This is a genomic window from Streptomyces sp. NPDC001135, from assembly GCF_053598395.1.
In genome coordinates this window covers 48,091-65,379 of sequence record NZ_JBSFKD010000020.1, presented here as the reverse complement: position 1 = coordinate 65,379, position 17,289 = coordinate 48,091, and the positions used below count along the sequence as shown (strand labels likewise).

The following is a 17,289-nucleotide window of genomic DNA, read 5'->3' as shown; positions in this document are numbered from 1 at the left end:
CCCCCGCAGGACCGTTTTTCGAGGAGTTCCGCATGCCCGCTCGTGCCCGCCGCGCGACCGCCGCCGTCGCCGTGCTCGGTGTGCCGCCGATCGCCCTGACCGTGCTCGCCGCCGCCCCGGCTTCCGCACACGGTTCGATGGGCGACCCGGTCAGCCGTGTCTCGCAGTGCTACGCGGAGGGACCGGAGAGCCCGAAGTCGGCCGCGTGCAGGGCGGCGGTGGCGGCCGGCGGCACGCAGGCGCTGTACGACTGGAACGGCATCCGGATCGGCGACGCCGCGGGGCAGCACCGGAAGCTGATCCCGGACGGCAAGCTGTGCAGCGCGGACAACGCGGAGTTCAAGGGGCTGGATCTGGCCCGCGCCGACTGGCCCGCCACCGGTGTGCACGGCGGCTCGTATACCTTCAAGTACCGGGTGACCGCTCCGCACAAGGGCACGTTCACGGTGTACCTGACCAAGCCGGGTTACGACCCCGCGAAGCCGCTGTCCTGGTCGGAGCTGGATCTGCGGCGCCCGGTGGCCACGGTCACCGACCCGGTCGCCTCGGGTGGTTTCTACACGTTCTCCGGCACGCTTCCCGAGCGGTCCGGCCGGCAGCTGCTGTACGCGATCTGGCAGCGCTCGGACAGTCCGGAGGCGTTCTACTCCTGCTCGGACGTGGACTTCGGCGGCAGCACGCAGGGCACGGGCACCGGTCCCGCTCCGACGGCTTCGGCGCCCTCCGACCGGCAGATCGCAGACGGTGCCGACAAGTCGACGATGCGGCACCACGGGCACGGCGGCGACGACACGGCCGTCCCGGCCCGGCGGCCCGCGCAGCGGCCCACCGCCGCTTCCAGCGCCCCCAACGCCCCTGTGGCGGCCGGTGCGCCGAAGAACCTCGCGGAGACCGGCACCTCCGCCGGCACCTCGTACGTCGCGATCGGCGGCGCGGCGGCGCTGGCGCTCGGTTCGGCGGCGCTGTTCCTGTCGGTGCGGCGGCGCGCGGCGGGCGGCGCCCACCGCCGGTGAGGGTTCCGGGGCCTGTCCGGCGGCTCAGGTCGGACAGGCCCCGGCGGCACGTCAGCTGAAGGCCGACGCGCAGGTGGTGGGGGTGGCGTGGGCCGGATCGAGCGCGTTGGACACCTCGTGGAAGGCGATGCGGTCGAACAGGCCGATCGCCACGTGCTCGGAGAGGTCGAGCGGGCACAGGTCCTGCAGCAGGACGTTGTGGACGTCGGAACCGCTCAGGTAGTCGCTCCGCCAGGGCGTGGCCACCTCGTCGTACTTGGTGGCGATGACCGTGTAGTGCACTCCGGGGACGGTGTCGCCGTCCGCGTTGAGCTTGGTGAGGAAGTCGGACCCGGGCATCTGGTCGGCGAGGCCGGGGGTGGTGGCCTTGATCAGGTCCCCGGCACCGGGGAAGTACGGCAGCAGGTTGGTGAGGCCGCTCAGGGTGGCGCCGTGGTTGTCCGGGGCCAGGCCGACGAGGGCGTTGACCTTGGCGGCTCCGCCGAGGAACTTCAGGTAGTAGCGCGGCATCATGCCGCCCTGGGAGTGGCCGACGAGGTCGGCCCTGGGGGCGCTGGTCGCGGCGAGCACCTTGTCGACGAAGGCGGACAGTTGCGCTGCCGACTTGTCGATGGGGCCGAGGCCGTAGAAGAAGGGGACTCCGGTCAGCTGGCCGTAGTCGAGGGAGAAGACGCAGTATCCGCGGTCCTTCAGGTACGGGGCGAGGGACAGCCAGTTGTCGACCGAGTTGCCCAGAGTGCCGTGCACCAGGACGACCGGACGGGGATGGGCGGTGGAGGGCTTGCAGGAGAAGTCGTTCCAGCCGCTGCTGGGAGCGTCGGCGGCGTGGGCGGTGGCGGCCGGAACGGCGGCGACGGCGGTGGTGAGGAGCAGTGCGGCGAGGGGTCTGAGCATGCGCTTCCAGGGCAGCATCGTGTGATCTCCTTGCGGCTCAAGGCAGGTGGGGGCCTTACCGTGTGATCCGGATCACGAGGATGCTGTTCACTCGTCAAGTTACGGGCGAGTAGCACTGGTGTGAAGTTACGCGTCAGTAAAAACTTGCAGTGGTAATCAGAGCGCCGCCGAACGCCGACGGACCGTCACCAGGCGGGTTTGATCGGACCACAGGGAGCGATCCGCGCCAAACGCTGCCCCAGCGCGCGTACTTCACCCTCGCCCAGCAGCTCGGCCCACACCCCCACGACCTCGGCCGCCGCCCCCTCCGCCGCCCGGGTGCAAGCCCACCCGCGCTCGGTCAGCACGACCAGCCGGGCCCGCGCGTCCTGCGGATGCGGCCGCCGCTCGACGTACCCCTTGCGCACCACCTCGTCCACCAGCTGGCTCGCGGCCTGCTTGGTCACCCCGAGGTGCGCCGCGAGCTCGGTGACGGTGGCCCCGTCCGGGGCGAGCCGCGCGAAGGCGAAGCCGTGCGCCGGCCGCAGATCGGTGAACCCGCGCGCCACCACCCCGTCGTGGATGCGCTGGGTGAGGTCGCCCGCGACGGCGAGCAGGGCGGCGGACAGGGCCATGGCTTCGGAGTTCTGCACGAGGGCATTGAAACACCCTTGACATGTTGGTCAAGCGGCTTGACCATATAGTCAAGCCAGTTGACCACTTCGAACGGAGATCACCGCCATGCCCGTCGTCCGTGCAGCGCAGGCCACGACCCATGAGATCCACGGCGCCCGCTTCGTCTCGTACGCCACCCCGCTCGCCGGCAGCAAGGAACTGTGCGCCTGGCGCGGGGAGATCCCGGCGGGCACCAAGGCGCCCGCCCACACCGTCAGCCGTGAGGAGATCTTCCATCTGCTCGTGGGCGAACTGCTGATCACCCTCGACGGCCGCACCGACCGCATCGGTGCGGGCGACACGGTGATCGTCAACCCCGGTGCGACCCTCGCCGTGGAGAACCCGACCGATCACACCGCGCTGTCCTGGGTCACCACCTCCATCGGCCTGGAGGCGGAGCTGGCCGACGGCACCCGGATCACGCCACCCTGGGCCAACTGACGGCCGTCGAGCCGCTGTCACCTCCCAGCGCCCCGGGCATCACCGCCCTGGGCCCGAACTTCGCCCGCACGCGGTCCGCGACCTCCTCGATACGGCGGACCTTCTCGTCCACGGGGTCGAAGGTGAGCTGGTAGGAGGCCTGGTCGGCGGGGGCCAGGCCCTCGGCGCGCAGGGTGAGCGCGCGGACCCGGGCGCGCTGCAGGCCGAGCGCCTCGTACATGCCGTAGGCCGCCTTCGTCAGGGCCGCCGAGTGCGCGGTCGGCTCCTTCAGGGTGCGGCTGCGGGTGGTGGAGGAGCGGTCGGCGTAGCGCACGGTGAGGGTCAGGGTGCGGCAGATCTTCTGCACCGCGCGCAGCCGGACGCCGAGTTCCCCGGCGGCGGACAGCAGCGCCCCGCGGTGCCGGCCGGGGTCCAGCTCGTCGATGCCGAAGGCGCGTTCCGTCGTCAGCGACCGCGAGACGGCGTTCGGCACGACCCGGCCCCGGTCGACGCCACTCGCCTTCTCGCGCAGCTCGCGGCCGGCCTTGGCGCCGATCAGCCGCTGGAGCGTGGACAGCGGCGCGGCGGCGACCAGGCCCAGGGTGTCCAGGCCGTACTCGCCCAGGGTGCGGGCGGTCGCCGTGCCGACGCCGGGCAGCGCGGACACCGGCCGCTCGGCGAGGAAGGCGGCGATGCCGGCCGGGTCCTCGGGTACGGCACACGTCACCCCGGGCCGGGCGTCGCACAGCGCCACGCGGGCCAGCATCGGGCCCGGACCGGCGCCGATCGCACAGTCGACGCCGTACCGCGCGAGGGCCCGCACCCGGATCACCGAGGCCAGCTCCACCGCGTCGCGTCCGAAGTACCGCTCGGCCCCGCGCAGATCGGCCAGTGCCCCGTCCGGGGGCAGCGCCTCGACGACCGGGGTGAAGTCCTCCAGCAGCCCGAGCAGCCCCGGCAGGGCCGCCTCGTACATCGGCGGCAGCTGGAAACGTACGCAGAGAATGGTCATCCCGCACTCCCCGGACTCTGGTGCCACAACTTCCGTACGGCAGCGGGCCCTTGTGAGGCCTCCTGCCCCGCGGGCCGCAGATCGGCCCACGGATGCATCTCGTATCCGGTCGGCAGCTGGATCCGCCGCCCACCGGTCGGATCCGCGCCCGCACCCTCGGCCACCGGCACGGCGAGCCGCGCCGCCACCTCGTCGAGGCCGCCCTCGGCACGCAGTTCCACCAGCTCGGCGAGGTTCCAGGCGGCGGAACCCACCACGCTCAGGCTGCGCGGACCACGCCGCTGCACCACTCCGCGCACCAGCAGCAGCCACGAGTGGAAGACGGTGTGCGCGCAGGCGTCGTGCGAGTCGTCGAAGAACGCCAGATCGACCAGGCCCGTGCCGTCGTCCAGCGTGGAGAAGATGACCCGCTTGCCGGAGCGGATCGGCGGGGTCTGGGTGGCCGCCTTGGCGCCCGCGACCAGCACGGTCTCACCGTGCCGCAGCTCGCGCAGCCGGCGCGCGGAGACCACGCCCAGCTCCTTGAGGAACTCCCGGTGGTCGTCCATCAGATTGCGCGAGGCGTCCATGGACAGCACACCCAGCTCGGCGCTGAGCCGCTCCGCCGACGTCAGGTCCGGCAGCCCGGCCGGGGCGGTCCTCCGTCCGCCCGCCAAGGGGAGCTGCCCGCCGCCACCGCCCCGGGCACCCCGGTGCAGCTCGGTCAGGTGCAGCTGCAGATCCCGCCGGTTGGCACCGAAGGCGTCCAGCGCCCCCACCTGGGCGAGCCTCTGGGCCAGCGGACGGCTGGGCCGTGCCCGCTCCCAGAAGTCCACCAGCGACGAGTACGGCTGCCCGTCCGCGATCCGTTCGGCCTCGGCCTCGCTGATGCCGTGCACGTCGGAGAGGGCGAGCCGCAGTCCCCACTTCCCATACTCGGACACCAGTTCGATCCGATGGGCGACCCCGGACACGTTCACGTCCAACGGCAGGATCGGCACCCCGCGCCGGCGCGCGTCGGCCAGCAGCAGCCGCTTCGGGTACATCCCGGGATCGTGCGTGAGCAGCCCGGCGTAGAAGGCGGCCGGGTGATGGGCCTTCAGCCAGGCCGACTGGTACGTCGGCACGGCGAAGGCGACCGCGTGCGCCTTGCAGAACCCGTAGGACCCGAACGCCGCCACGATCTCCCAGGTCCGCCGGATCGTTTCCGCGCTGTACCCCCGAGCCGCCGCGGCCTGCGCGAACCACACCCTGATCCGCCCCTGCGCCTCCGGGTCGGACAAGCCGCGCCGCACCCGGTCGGCCTCGCCCCGCCCGCAGCCGGTCATGACGGCGACGATGTCGATGACCTGCTCGTGGAAGACGACGACCCCGTACGTCCCCTTCAGCGCCTCCTCCAGGTCCGGGTGCGGGTAACGCACCGGCGCCCGGCCGTGCCGCGCCTCGATGAACGGCCGCACCATGTCGGCGGCGACGGGCCCGGGCCGGAACAGCGAGATGTCCACGACGAGGTCGTGAAAGGTACTCGGCTGCAGCCGTCCCACCAGATCCCGCTGCCCCGGCGACTCGATCTGGAAGCACCCCAGGGTCTCGGTGGACCGGATCAGCCGGTACGTCTCCGGATCCCCCTGCGGCACCGCGTCCAGATCGACCCGCTCCCCGGTCACCCGCTCCACCTCGGCGACCGCGTGCGCCATGGCCGACTGCATCCGCACGCCCAGCACATCGAGCTTGAGCAGCCCGAGATCCTCCACGTCCTCCTTGTCGAACTGCGACATCGGCAGCCCCTCACCGCTGGTCGGCACCACCGGCGTACGGGCAAGGAGCGAGGCGTCGGACAGCAGCACCCCGCACGGATGCATGGCGACTCCGCGCGGCAGGGCGTCGAGCGCCTCGACCAGCTCCCACAGCCTGCCGTACCGCTCCCCTTCCCGCTGCAGCTCCCTCGCGAGCTGCCTCAGCTCGGGCAGCTCCTCCAGCGCGGCCCGCGCGTCCCGGGCCCGGATGTGCGGAAAGGACTTGGCCACCCGGTCGATCTCAGCCGGGTCCATGGACAGGGCGGCACCCACATCCCGGATGGCATGCCGCACCCGGTAGGTCTCCGGCATGGACACGGTCGCGACCCGCTCGGTGCCGAACCGGCCGATGATCGCCCGGTAGACCTCCAGCCGCCGAGCGGACTCCACATCGATGTCGATGTCGGGCAGCACCACACGCTCCTTGGACAGGAAGCGCTCCATCAGCAACCCGTGCTCGACCGGATCGGCGTGCGCGACACCCAGGAGATGATTGACGAGGGAGCCCGCGCCGGAACCGCGAGCGGCCACCCGGATCCCCATCTTCCGTACGTCGTCGACCACTTGGGCGACCGTCAGGAAGTAGGAGGCAAAGCCGTGATGGGCGATGATGTCCAGCTCGTGGTGCATCCGCTCCCAGTACGCACGCCTTTCGCCGTACCCGAGCCGCAGCATCCCCGCCACCGCCCGCGACGTGAGGGCCCGCTGGGCGGTACGCCGCCCGGCGCCCACCAGATGCGCCTCGGGAAAGTGCACGGTCCCGATACCGAGGTCCCCCTCGGGATCGACCCGGCACCCCTCGGCGGTGGCCAGGGTCTGCTCCAGCAGCCGCAGGGCGGCCTCCCGCCGGTACCCGGCGGCCTCCACCACCCGCTCGGCGATCCCCGCCATCGCCCGCGCGTCCTTCAGCCACGCCTCCCCGGAGTCCAGCTCCCCGCGCGGGTCGACCGGAACCAGCCGGCGGGCGGCATCCAGCACATCGGCGACCGGTCCCGCCCCGGGGTCGGCATACCGGACGGCATTGCTGAGCACCGGCCGCACCCCCTGCTCGGCGGCGAACCCGACGGTACGGGCCGCCAGCCGCAGGGACCCGGGCCCCGTACCCGTACGCCCCTGCCACACGGCCTCCAGGCGCAGCGCGTCACCGTAGACCTCACGCCACGCCCCGAGAAGCCTCCCGGCCCGATCGGGACGTCCCGCGGCGAGGGCCCGCCCCACGTCCGAGCCTGGCCCGAGCAGCACGGCCAGGCCGTCACCGTGGTTGTCCGGCCAGGGCAGCTCGGGCGCACCCGCACCCGTGTGCGCCGCGGAGACGATCCGGCACAGATCAGCCCAGCCCCGGGCACCGTCCCGGGCCAGAAAGGTCACCCGAGGAGCCGACTCGTCGACAAAGGCGCCACCCCGCACCGGCACCTTCCGCCGCTCGCGCCGTACGGCCTCCGCCTCGGCCACGGCCAGGTTCACCCCGAAGACCGGACGCACCCCCACCCCGGCACAGGCCTTGGCGAAGCGCACCGCACCGGCGACGGTGTCCCGGTCGGTCAGGGCGAGGGTGTCCATCCCCCGCTCCGAGGCGCGCTCGGCCAGCCGCTCCGGATGGGATGCCCCATATCTCAGGGAGAACCCGGAGACGGTGTGCAGATGCGCGAAGCCCGGCACACCCACCTCCCGCACTAGCGAGCCCCGAACAGCTCTCGAACATCAGTTCCCTACTTCCACCTCCACCATACCCCCATTCTCGAACGTGTGTACGACATCCCGGGGCCTGCCCCTCACCTGCACAAACAGACCGCGGAGCCCCGCCCCCCGCACACCCGGGGACGGGGCTCCGCGGCACGCGGCGCAGTCGAGCGTGTCAGCCGATCTTCGCCCCCGTGGCGGACAGCGCAGCGGTGACCGGCTGGAAGAACGTCTCCCCGCCGGAGGTGCAGTCACCGCTGCCCCCGGAGGTCAGCCCGATCGCGTTGCTCCCCGAGAACAGCGAGCCCCCGCTGTCACCGGGCTCGGCGCACACATCGGTCTGGATGAGACCGCTGACGCTGCCCTCCTGGTAGTTCACCGTGGCGTTCAGGCCGGTGACCGTACCGTCGTGCACATGGGTCGTCGACCCGCTGCGCGTCACCTTCATCCCGACCGTCGCCTCGGCGGCGCCGGTGATCTTCCGGGTGGACCCGTCGTACAGGTCGACCTCGCTCGGGTGGTCCGCCTGCGCCGTGTACTTCACGAGCCCGAAGTCGGTCCCGGGGAAGTGGGACTCCGCGTTCTGCCCGATCTCCTTGCCGCCGGAGTCCGACCAGCTGGAGATCTCCGCGGTGCAGTGCCCGGCGGTCAGGAAGTACGGCTGCCCGTCCTTGACCACGTTGAAGCCGAGCGAGCACCGCCCGCCCGACCCGTTGATCGCGTCACCACCGGCGATGAAGGGCTTGAACCGCCCCTTCGACCGCTTCAGGTCGGCCTTGCCGCCGAGCCCGTCGACCACCTTGCCCAGCTTGGCCCACTGCGCGCCGGAGACCGTCCTGTCGGCGGTGACGACGACCTTGTTGCTGACCGGGTCGATCGCCCACGACGTCCCCGGGATGGTCGCGTCCTTCTTCAGCGTCGTCCGCGCGCCGTCGAGTGCGGCCAGCGAGTTGGCGACGAGTCTCACCTTGGCCCCGGCCGCCTCGACGGCCTTCGCGGCACCCTGGTCGACCACGTTGACGACGAGATTCCTGGCCGAGGCGTCGTAGTAGCTGCCCGCGGCGTCGGACCCGAGGCGGCTCAGCAGCGTCGAGGCGAGGTTTCCAGCCGCCGGGGCGGACAGGACCCGCGCCTGGGGAGCGGACTTCACGGGCTCGCTGGCGTTCGCATTCTGCAAGGTGACACCCGCGGCGACCAGTGCGGCGATTCCCGCCCCGGCCAGGGCGGCCCGCCGCCTGGTTATGCGTCGGTGCTTCAACTCACGTCCTCCTGTGGGGGGACGGCCCGCGAGTTGTGGGGACTCGACGGACCGGAAGGCTGGTTGACGAGCGTCCACTCTTCCGAAGGGCACAGGGAGCACACAAGGTTGACTTCAGGACGCGCGCACAGTGGGGTTGCGCACCCCCACCTGCTCGACCGGCCACGGCCACGCCTGGGAATTCGCACTGCAAACACCGGATGCAAGTGCACCGCAGCGGAACGTCACGACAGTGCATGGCCTGTTCTCTTCCCTGGCCGGGCTTCGCCCTCCCCTGCCGGGCAGCCAAAAGTCCCCGCACGCGCGGCGCGTGCGGGGACTTCGAGGAAGCCGGGGCCGGACTCGCTACGGCAGCGTGACCCCGTAGTAGCCCAACGCCTCGGTCACCGGCTGGAAGAACGTCGTACCGCCGGAGGTGCAGTCACCGCTGCCCCCGGACGTCAGCCCGTACGCCACGGTCCCCGCGTACAGCGGACCACCGCTGTCGCCGCCCTCGGCGCACACCGTGGTCTGGATCAGCCCGGAGACGACGTCACCGCCGCCGTAGTTCACGGTGGCGTTCAGCGCGGTGACCCGGCCGCTGTGCGTACCGGTGGTGGAACCGCGCCGGTAGACGGTCGTGCCCACGGACGGCGTGGCCGCCCTCGTGATGGACTGGCTCCCCACCGAACTCGGGTGGGAGACCGAGGAGTTGGTGTACCGGACCAACGCGAAGTCATTGCCCGGGAAGCTGTAGCCGACGTTGGTACCGAGCACCGTGCTGTGGCTGGAGTTGCTGTACCAGGTGGAGGCGACCTGCCCGCAGTGACCGGCGGTCAGGAAGTAGTAGGTGCTGCCGCTGTGCACGTTGAAGCCGAGCGAGCAGCGGTAGGAACCACCGTAGATGGCGTCGCCACCACTGATCAGCTTGCTGAACCTGCCGGGTGTGTGCTTGATGGTGAGCGCGCCCGCGTCGGCGCCGGCCTGCCGCTTGATCTCGGCGATCTGGGCCTTGGACACGGTGCTGTCGACGGTGACGACGACGCGGTCGGTCCTGCTGTCCACCGCCCAGGCCGTACCGGGTACGTCGGCCTGGAGGACGGATTCGTCGACCTTGCTGAGCTGGGCGGCGCTGAACGTGTGGCCGTCGTCGCTGGCGTTCGCGGTGGGGGCGGCGAACGCCGCTGCGGCCAGGAAACCGGTGGCCACGGCGATCAGCCGGGTCCGTCTCGCGGTGCCGCTGTGGGGAGTGGTGCGCTTGATCCTCACTTTTCGTTCCCTCCCAGGGGAAGTCGGGGGCCCGCGTGGGGTCGGGGCCCGTGAGTCGCAGCCAGGGATGTGGCCGGATTCCGAACATGCATGCCCTGACAAGCGCTGAGGGGGAGTATTCGGCCGAACGACCGGTCGCCACAAGAGTGCCTTTCGGCCGTCCGACTTTAAACCACTCTTACGCAGCACCCTCTTGACGTCAGCTCAGAGCACGCTCGCCCGCTTCGATCACCACGTCCAGCGTGTTGCCGGGCGGCGGGAACGGGCAGATGAAGTGGTCGGCGAAGGCGCACGGCGGGAGCTGGGCACGATTGAAGTCGACGGTCGTACGCCCCTCGGCGTCCGGTGCGGACGGATACAGGAAGCGGAACCGGAAGCTGGTGTCGCCGCTGGTGGCGTCGGCGAACACCGCCCACAGCAGCCCGTCGCCCTGCTGGGCGACCCGCAGCGTCAGTTCCCGGCCCGCCAGGGCGAAGGCCAGCTCACCGGAGAGGGCGAGCCCGCGCTCACGTCCGTCCGCGTTGCCGACCCGCACGGTGCGCGTGCCGTCGTACGGCGTGAACCGCCCCGGCACCGACCAGCGGGGGTCGTACGCGGTGGCGTGGATGCCTTTGAAGGCGCGCCGGGCCTCGGACCCGGGGTCGTGGACCCGCACCCCCCAGACGCCCTCGCGGACCAGCACGACCAGCCGCTTCTCAGCCACCGCGACCCGCGCCCCGGCCGCCGGCCCGAGGTCGGCGGCGAGCCGGACCTCACCCGCGAAGGGCCGCCCGTCCACGGTCAGTCCGTCGGCCTCGGCGGCCGTGAGCACAACACCGTCACCGTCCGCCACCCAGGTCCCGGGAATGTCCGGAAGTCGCCCCTCCGGATGGTCCTCGATCCAGTGGGTGGCGGTCAGCGCGAGCGGCCCGTACGGCGCCGCGACCGTCTCCACACGCTGGTCGTGCCACTGCTGCCATGCCTCGGACGCGCCCGTCGTCATGCCGTCGGTTCCTTTCATCTGTGCTCAACCCTTCCATACCGGGCACGGAAGCCCGAGGTGCGACCGGAGAGTGCCGCCCTGGTATTCCGTGCGAAGCGCCCCGCGCTCCTGGAGCAGCGGCACCACCCGGTCCACGAACTCCTCCAGCCCGTCCGCGAGCTGCGGGAGCAGGAGGAAGCCGTCCGCGGCTCCCTCCTGGACGTAGCGGTCCAGTTCGGCGGCGACCGCGTCGGGGGTGCCGACGAAGGACTGCCCTCCGCTCGCCTCGATCACGGTCTCCCGGATGGACAGCCCCTTCTCCCGCGCGAGCGCACGCCACCGCTCGGCGAGCACCAGGGTCTCGCCGTCCCGGGCCGACGGGGCGCTCTCGGGCAACGGGCCGTCCGGATCGCAGGCGGACAGGTCGGTCCCCCAGATCCGCTCCAGCGCGAACAGCGCGTACCGCGGGGTGATCAGCTGCCGGCGGATCCCGGCCGCCCGCTCCTGCGCCTCCGCGGCGGTGTCCCCGAGGACCACGGTGACCGCGGGCATGACCTTCAGGTCCCGCGGTACGCGGCCGTACGCCGCGAGCCGCCGTTGGACGTCGGCGCGGCGGGTGCGGGCCTCCTCCGGAGTGCCGTGCTGGACGAGGTACACGTCGGCCGAGGCCGCGGCTGACTCCCGGGCCTCCTCGGACTCCCCCGCCCGGATGAGCACGGGATGCCCCTGTGGGGAGCGCGGCAGGGGGAACTCGCCCGCGACGTCGAAGCACCGGCCTCGGTGCGCGAACGGCCGGGGCGTCCCGTCGGGTGTCCAGGAGTCCCACAACTCCCTTACCACCTCGACGAGTTCCTCCGACCGGGCGCCGGGGTCCGGATGGCCGCCGGGACGGAGGTTCGCGCCGGCGCGGGCGTCCGTGTCGGTCACCGTGTGCCAGGCCGCCCGGCCGGCGCTGAGCTGGTCCAGGGTGGCGAGCCGGCGGGCGAGTTCGCAGGGCTCGCCGAAGGCGGTGCTGACGCCGGCCGCGAGCCCGAGCCGGGTGGTGACCCCGGCGAGCGCGTTCAGTACGGCGACCGGTTCCGGCCGGCCCACCGGGTCCAGGTCGTGCGGTCGCCCCCGGTGCTCGGGCAACCGCAGTTCCTCGGCGAGCAGCAGGAAGTCGAACCGTCCGCGTTCGGCGGTGCGGGCGAGGCGTTCGTAGGAGGCGAACGCGATCTGCGCGCCGGGCCGCTGATCGGTCCACAGGGCGGTGTCGTCGGCCGCCGGGAACCGGGCCGCCAGGTGCATCTGCCGTCGTACGGTCATGACGTTCCCCCTGTCATGGCGTACCGGTTGGCGGGCCGGGCCAGGCCCAGGTGCTCGCGCAGGGTGCTGCCCGGATAGAAGGTGCGGAACAGGCCGCGGTGCTGGAGGACCGCCACCGTGCCGTTGACCAGCCGCTCCAGGTCACGGCGCGGCTCGACGGGCACGAGGTGGAAACCGTCGGTGACACCGTCGGCGTGCCAGCCGGCGACCAGCTCGGCGAGGTCCACCGGGCCACCCCGGTACAGCGGCCCGCGCACGGTCGGCCGCGGACCGCCGCCCCCGTGTCCGGGCTCGGCCGCGTACTCCCCGTCACCGAGGTCGACCAGCAGGCTCACCAGGGTCCGCAGGGTGTCGGGGTCCCGCCCGGACCCGGCGGCCCGGCCGCGCAGTTCGTCGCGTACGGCGGCGGCCTGTGCCGGGGTCGCGGTGCGGATCAGGGCGACGTCCGCGTACCGGGCCGCGACGGTACGGGCCTGGACCTCGGTGGCGTCGACCACGCGGACGGGGTGGCCCTGCGGCGGCCGGGGCACGGTCGAGGGGCCCCTGACCGAGAAGGAGCCGCCGGTGAAGTCGACGCGGTGCAGCTTGTCCCGGTCCAGGAAGCGGCCGGTCGGCACGTCCCGGATCTCGGCGTCGTCCTCCCAGCTGTCCCACAGTCTCGCGGCGACGTCGGCTACGTCGCCCGCCTCGTCCCACAGCGCCTCGGGGGACGCCGCCGGACGCCGGCCGAAGAGCCGGGCCTCGCCCTCGCCGGCGGACACGCCGATCCGCCAGCCGGCCCGTCCCCGGCTGACCCAGTCCAGCGTCGCCACGGCGGCCTGCACCCGGAAGGGTTCGGTGTGGGTGGTGGTGAGGGTCGGGACCAGGCCGATGCGCCGGGTCGCGGGCGCCGCCCGGGACAGCACGGCGAGCGCGTCGGGGCCGGGCCGGGCGAAGGAGTCGTCCAGCGTCACGAAGTCCAGCCCACCACGCTCGGCGAGCCGGACCAGCTCGACGTACGGTTCGGCACCGAAGCAGTCCGGCAGGTCGACGGCGGCGGCGAGACACAGCAGTCTGCTCATGCCCGACGCCTCCGCACCCCTTGTCCCGGCCGCGACGGCGAGCGCCCACGACGGCGCTCGGCGGTGCCGCCCCCGGCACGCCGGTACCCCGTCAGCGAGCCGGAGCCCTTGTGTACGGACCTGATGTCGACCATGACGCTCATCGCGCGGGTTCCCTTACGTGTGAGGCGCTCAGAAAGGCCAGTGCCGCCCGGGCGGTGGCGTCGTTCTGCCGGAACGCGGCACCGCCGGTGCGCGGCCGGGTGAAGGCGCCGGGGGTGCGGGCGTCGGTGTAGGGGCCGAGCGCGAAGCGCCGGGGGTGCGGTCGCCCGGCCCCGTCGAGGATCCGGCCGTCGCCGGGATCTACCCGGAGCAGCCCCTCGGGGGTCTCGGCGGCGCCGTCGGTGTGCAGTTCGCGCAGCAGGCTGTCGCGGGCCCGCCCGACGGTGGGTTCGGGCAGCCGGGCCTCGACCAGCGCGCGGGCCTCGACCGAGTAGCCCGGCACGGTGGGACTGGCGGCCCGGAACACCCCGTCCTCGGCGGTGACGCTCATGTCGGCACCGACGAACTTCAGCAGTCCGGCCCGGGACAGCGCGAGCATCTGCCGCAGCCGGGGTCCGGGCGGCCCGGACGCCAGGTAGCTGAAGAAGCCGTGCCACCAGGGACCGGTGTTCCCGAGCCGCACGAGCTGCCCGTAGACGGAGAGCAGCCCGAGGAAGACGCCGAGATCCGCACTGTACGAGGCATCGTGACGGCGGCTCAGGTCTGCCTCGACATACGCCCGCAAGCCGTCCTGGAAGTCCTCGTGCGACGCATGGCGCACCCCGTCCAGCGGATGATCGAGGGCGGCCAGGTCGAGCCGGTCGGCCGGATCCGGCACGGCGGCGGCGACCAGCGCCCGCACCTCGGCGGGGCCGCTCGCGGCCGCGTACTTCTCCTCGAAGTCGGCCCAGGCCATCGCCGTACGCTCGGCGTGGGCGGTGAACAGCCGGTGGTAGTGGGCGAAACCCAGCTCCTTCTCCACCAGCGGCCACACATCGCGCCGGAAGTCGAAGCCGTCCGGGCGGGCCAGCAGCCAATCCACCTCGGCCGGGCCGAAGAAGCGGGGCAGTGGGGGCCGTTCGCCGGTCCAGTCGTAGCCGATCTTCGAGTGGTACGGCACTCCGCGCCGGGAGCCGACGTGGAGCACCGGCTCCCGCCCCGAGGGAAGGTACGCGTCGCCCTCGTACCGCCCGCCGCGCCCTTCGGTGAGCAGCACCATCAGGTCGACGAAGGCCAGGCCGAAGCCCCGCACGAGGACGGGCTCGCCGGGCTTCAGCGGGGACAGGTCGCTGTCGGCGGTGAAGTCGGGCGGCAGGTGGACCAGGCCGTGTTCGCGGGCGTAGGCGGCCAGCGCCGCCTGCTCGTCGTCGGGTTCGGCGTCGAGGTGGCCGATGGCGAGGATCACCAGGTCGGCGAGGAGGGGGCGCGAACGGCCCGCCAGCCACACCTGCTGGCGGCCCTCGCGCGGGCCGCTGACGCGCAGGGCACGCCGGGGATGGTGGTGGACGGTGACGCCCGGCGGCAGGGCGGCCAGGGCCTGCTCGTACACCCAGCGCAGATAGCGGCCCTGGAGCTGCCGGTCGGCGAAGGTGCCGCCGTCCAGTTCGGCCCACTCGTGCAGGGTGGGGCCCTCGCGCACCGGCCCGTCCATGGTCACCGTCTCGTCGGTGAACATGGTGACGTCCTCGGCGTGCGAGTTCATCCACAGCAGTGGTGACTGGGCCTGGCGCCAGATGCGGCCGCCGCCCGGCGGGTACGGGTCGACCAGATGGATGTCGAGGCCCGTACGGGCGTACAGCTCGGGGGCGTTGGCGGCGATGCGCTCCAGGAGGCCGGTCCCCCGCGGCCCGGCTCCCACGATCACCAGCTGTGGCCTCATCGGGCGTTCTCCGTGCCGCGCGCGTAGTACTTCTCGACGTGGTGCCGGCCGAGGCCGAACAGCGAGGTGACGACCGCGTACCAGAGGGTCGCGACCATCAGCAGCGGGGTGACCTCGTAGATGCGGTGATGGATCAACTGGGCGGAGAACAGCCGGTCGTTGACGGCGATGACACTGACGACCGAGGTGCCCGCGAGGGTGCCGACGAGCTTGCTGCCGACGGACGGCACGATGGACCGCACGGCCTGCGGCAGCACGATCCGCCGCCGGCGCTGCGACCGGCTCAGGCCCAGCGCCTGGGCGGCCCCGAACTGCCCGTGGCCCACGGAGAGGATGCCGGACCGGACGACCTCGGCGGCGAAGGCGGCCTCGTGCAGGGTGAGTCCGACGATCGCGACGGCGACCGGGGTGAGCAGGTCGGCGGTCCGCACGCCGAACACCTGCGGGTACAGCGCCCCGATGGTGCACCACAGCAGCGGCTGCACCAGGATCGGGATCGACCGGAACAGCCGGACATGGCCCCAGCCGACCGTCCGCAGCACCGGGTTGACGGAGAGCCGGAAGGCGGCGAGCAGGGCGCCGAGGGCGAAGCCGAGGACCATCACGACCGCGGTCAGCCACCGCGTGAGCCACAGTCCGCGCAGGATGGAGACCGTGGTGAAGCACTCGGCGACGACGTCCCACTGGAACGCCCGGTTGCGCAGGACGGAGTTGACGGCGAGCCCGAGCAGCACGAGGACGGCGACGGCTGCCGCCCACTGGCCGTACCGGCGTCGCGGGACGATCCGCGGGGCGTGAGCGGGCTCGGGCAGGTCCGCCGCGGTGGGGGCTTTGGCGAGGGTATGGGATGACATGCGAAGGCTCCGTGACGCTTGGTGGAACGTCAGAACACGGTGGGTGCCTTCACACGGAAGCGCCGCGTGGCGCGAGTACGGCCGAGCCCCTCAGCAGGGCCGTCCGCTGAGAGTACGCGGGCGTTTCGGTGCACTGTCAAGGCTGTCCGAACTCTGAGCCGTACGTCTCACGTCAGTTGACGGGAAACCGGATGCCTGTTCCACTTGGCCCATGCATCCACAGCAGTGGCTGGTCACGCGCTCCCACATCGACTTCGGTCGCGTGTGGTCCTCTTCCTGTTGAGCCGACCCCCTGCCCGCGCCTGCTCCTGAGCGGGCGCACTCGCGTTCTCCCCGCCTCCCCCGCCTTCACACGCACCCCCTCCCCTCACGCTCTGCACCCTGCCTGCCCGGCCGTCAAGAAGTCCCGGATCAGCCCGCCGGAACTGAAGAACCAGGTGGACCGCTCGGCCTGATTCTCCGTCAGGACCGGGAGGAGAGGCCCTCATAGTCCGTCACGATGAGCGCACGGTCTGACGATTCCGCACACGACGTTCCCTCGTGATGTGGTACGAGATTGACGTTCACCCGGACGCACCGATCATCACCCATCCGCCGCCGACTATCATATTTCACTCTCAGTCAGCAGCCGTATGTGTCAGGACCCTTGGGGTACAAGGACTCTCGACGGATTGCCTGTGCACCAGTACCGTCACAAACCCCCCGCGCGGCGTCTATCCACTTGGCGCGCCGTCCGCATCATGGATGACCATAGGGATGCGGAAGCAAGAAAGACCGCTGTGAGAGGAGGCGTCCATGGGATCGGTACGCAAGGCGAGTGCGTGGCTCGGCCTCGTCGACGACAACGATGACGAGCGTTACTACGACGACGAGTACTCCGAGGGCACCGAATCCGGGGACGCCTGGGTCACGGACCCCCGGGTGAAGGTGGCCACGGACACGGCCGAGGAGAAGGGCCGCCGGATCGCCACGGTCACCCCGGACAGCTTCCGGGACGCCCGCGCCATCGGCGAGCTGTTCCGGGACGGTGTCCCGGTCATCATGAACCTCACCGCGATGGAGCCCGCCGACGCCAAGCGCGTGGTGGACTTCGCGGCGGGGCTCATCTTCGGTCTGCGCGGCTCCATCGACCGCGTGTCCAACCGGGTGTTCCTGCTGACGCCCGCCGACACGGAGATCATCAGCGGCGAGGCGTCCGCCCACCGCGAGGACGGCTTCTTCAACCAGAGCTGAGGCGGGGCCGCTCACCGGCCC

The 17,289-nt window shown here is 72.1% G+C and carries 14 protein-coding genes; 3 read left to right on the top strand and 11 right to left on the bottom strand.

Annotated elements, in window-relative coordinates; translation table 11 throughout:
• Window positions 1-32 precede the first annotated feature (32 nt).
• Window positions 33-1,013 (top strand): lytic polysaccharide monooxygenase auxiliary activity family 9 protein, encoded by a 981-nt coding sequence (locus ACWC94_RS23880; RefSeq protein WP_450798925.1) that lies wholly within the window; start codon window positions 33-35, stop codon window positions 1,011-1,013.
• Between the two features lie 51 nt (window positions 1,014-1,064).
• On the opposite strand, the gene ACWC94_RS23875 is transcribed toward ACWC94_RS23880, so the two are convergent.
• Both ACWC94_RS23875 and ACWC94_RS23870 read right to left on the bottom strand, forming a co-directional pair.
• On the bottom strand, window positions 1,065-1,925 hold the full coding sequence (locus ACWC94_RS23875) for an esterase/lipase family protein (RefSeq protein WP_450798924.1): 861 nt from the start codon (window positions 1,923-1,925) through the stop codon (window positions 1,065-1,067).
• Window positions 1,926-2,092: 167 nt separating this feature from the next.
• Window positions 2,093-2,539 (bottom strand): MarR family winged helix-turn-helix transcriptional regulator, encoded by a 447-nt coding sequence (locus ACWC94_RS23870; protein ID WP_450798923.1) that lies wholly within the window; start codon window positions 2,537-2,539, stop codon window positions 2,093-2,095.
• Window positions 2,540-2,627: 88 nt separating this feature from the next.
• Here ACWC94_RS23870 and ACWC94_RS23865 point away from each other — a divergent pair, with 88 nt between their 5' ends.
• The gene (locus ACWC94_RS23865) at window positions 2,628-3,002 is read left to right on the top strand and encodes a cupin domain-containing protein (RefSeq protein WP_450798922.1); all 375 of its coding nucleotides are present in this window, start codon (window positions 2,628-2,630) and stop codon (window positions 3,000-3,002) included.
• Here ACWC94_RS23865 and ACWC94_RS23860 read toward each other — a convergent pair.
• The 9 genes from ACWC94_RS23860 to ACWC94_RS23820 all read right to left on the bottom strand — a co-directional run bounded on the left by ACWC94_RS23860 (window position 2,980) and on the right by ACWC94_RS23820 (window position 16,035).
• The gene (locus tag ACWC94_RS23860) at window positions 2,980-3,993 is read right to left on the bottom strand and encodes a DNA polymerase Y family protein (protein WP_450798921.1); all 1,014 of its coding nucleotides are present in this window, start codon (window positions 3,991-3,993) and stop codon (window positions 2,980-2,982) included. The genes ACWC94_RS23865 and ACWC94_RS23860 overlap by 23 nt on opposite strands.
• Entirely contained in the window at window positions 3,990-7,427 is a 3,438-nt protein-coding gene (locus tag ACWC94_RS23855; RefSeq protein ID WP_450798920.1) for a DNA polymerase III subunit alpha, read from the bottom strand. Before ACWC94_RS23855 ends, ACWC94_RS23860 begins: the two co-directional genes overlap by 4 nt.
• A gap of 196 nt (window positions 7,428-7,623) precedes the next feature.
• Window positions 7,624-8,706 (bottom strand): S1 family peptidase, encoded by a 1,083-nt coding sequence (locus ACWC94_RS23850; RefSeq protein ID WP_450798919.1) that lies wholly within the window; start codon window positions 8,704-8,706, stop codon window positions 7,624-7,626.
• 345 nt (window positions 8,707-9,051) lie between these two features.
• Window positions 9,052-9,954: a S1 family peptidase gene (locus ACWC94_RS23845; protein ID WP_450798918.1), complete on the bottom strand. Its 903-nt coding sequence runs from the start codon at window positions 9,952-9,954 to the stop codon at window positions 9,052-9,054.
• 199 nt (window positions 9,955-10,153) lie between these two features.
• Window positions 10,154-10,936 carry a DUF1684 domain-containing protein gene (locus ACWC94_RS23840; protein WP_450798917.1) on the bottom strand — a complete coding sequence of 261 codons (783 nt, stop codon included), beginning with the start codon at window positions 10,934-10,936 and terminating at the stop codon, window positions 10,154-10,156.
• Between the two features lie 24 nt (window positions 10,937-10,960).
• Complete coding sequence (locus ACWC94_RS23835) at window positions 10,961-12,220, bottom strand: NtaA/DmoA family FMN-dependent monooxygenase (RefSeq protein WP_450798916.1); 1,260 nt, start codon at window positions 12,218-12,220, stop codon at window positions 10,961-10,963.
• Window positions 12,217-13,281 (bottom strand): LLM class flavin-dependent oxidoreductase, encoded by a 1,065-nt coding sequence (locus tag ACWC94_RS23830; protein ID WP_450798915.1) that lies wholly within the window; start codon window positions 13,279-13,281, stop codon window positions 12,217-12,219. Before ACWC94_RS23830 ends, ACWC94_RS23835 begins: the two co-directional genes overlap by 4 nt.
• 139 nt (window positions 13,282-13,420) lie before the next feature.
• Window positions 13,421-15,181 (bottom strand): FAD/NAD(P)-binding protein, encoded by a 1,761-nt coding sequence (locus tag ACWC94_RS23825; RefSeq protein WP_450798914.1) that lies wholly within the window; start codon window positions 15,179-15,181, stop codon window positions 13,421-13,423.
• Complete coding sequence (locus ACWC94_RS23820; protein WP_450798913.1) at window positions 15,178-16,035, bottom strand: amino acid ABC transporter permease; 858 nt, start codon at window positions 16,033-16,035, stop codon at window positions 15,178-15,180. Before ACWC94_RS23820 ends, ACWC94_RS23825 begins: the two co-directional genes overlap by 4 nt.
• A gap of 795 nt (window positions 16,036-16,830) precedes the next feature.
• On the opposite strand from ACWC94_RS23820, the gene ACWC94_RS23815 reads away from it, so the two are divergent.
• Complete coding sequence (locus ACWC94_RS23815; protein ID WP_450798912.1) at window positions 16,831-17,268, top strand: cell division protein SepF; 438 nt, start codon at window positions 16,831-16,833, stop codon at window positions 17,266-17,268.
• Window positions 17,269-17,289: the final 21 nt, after the last annotated feature.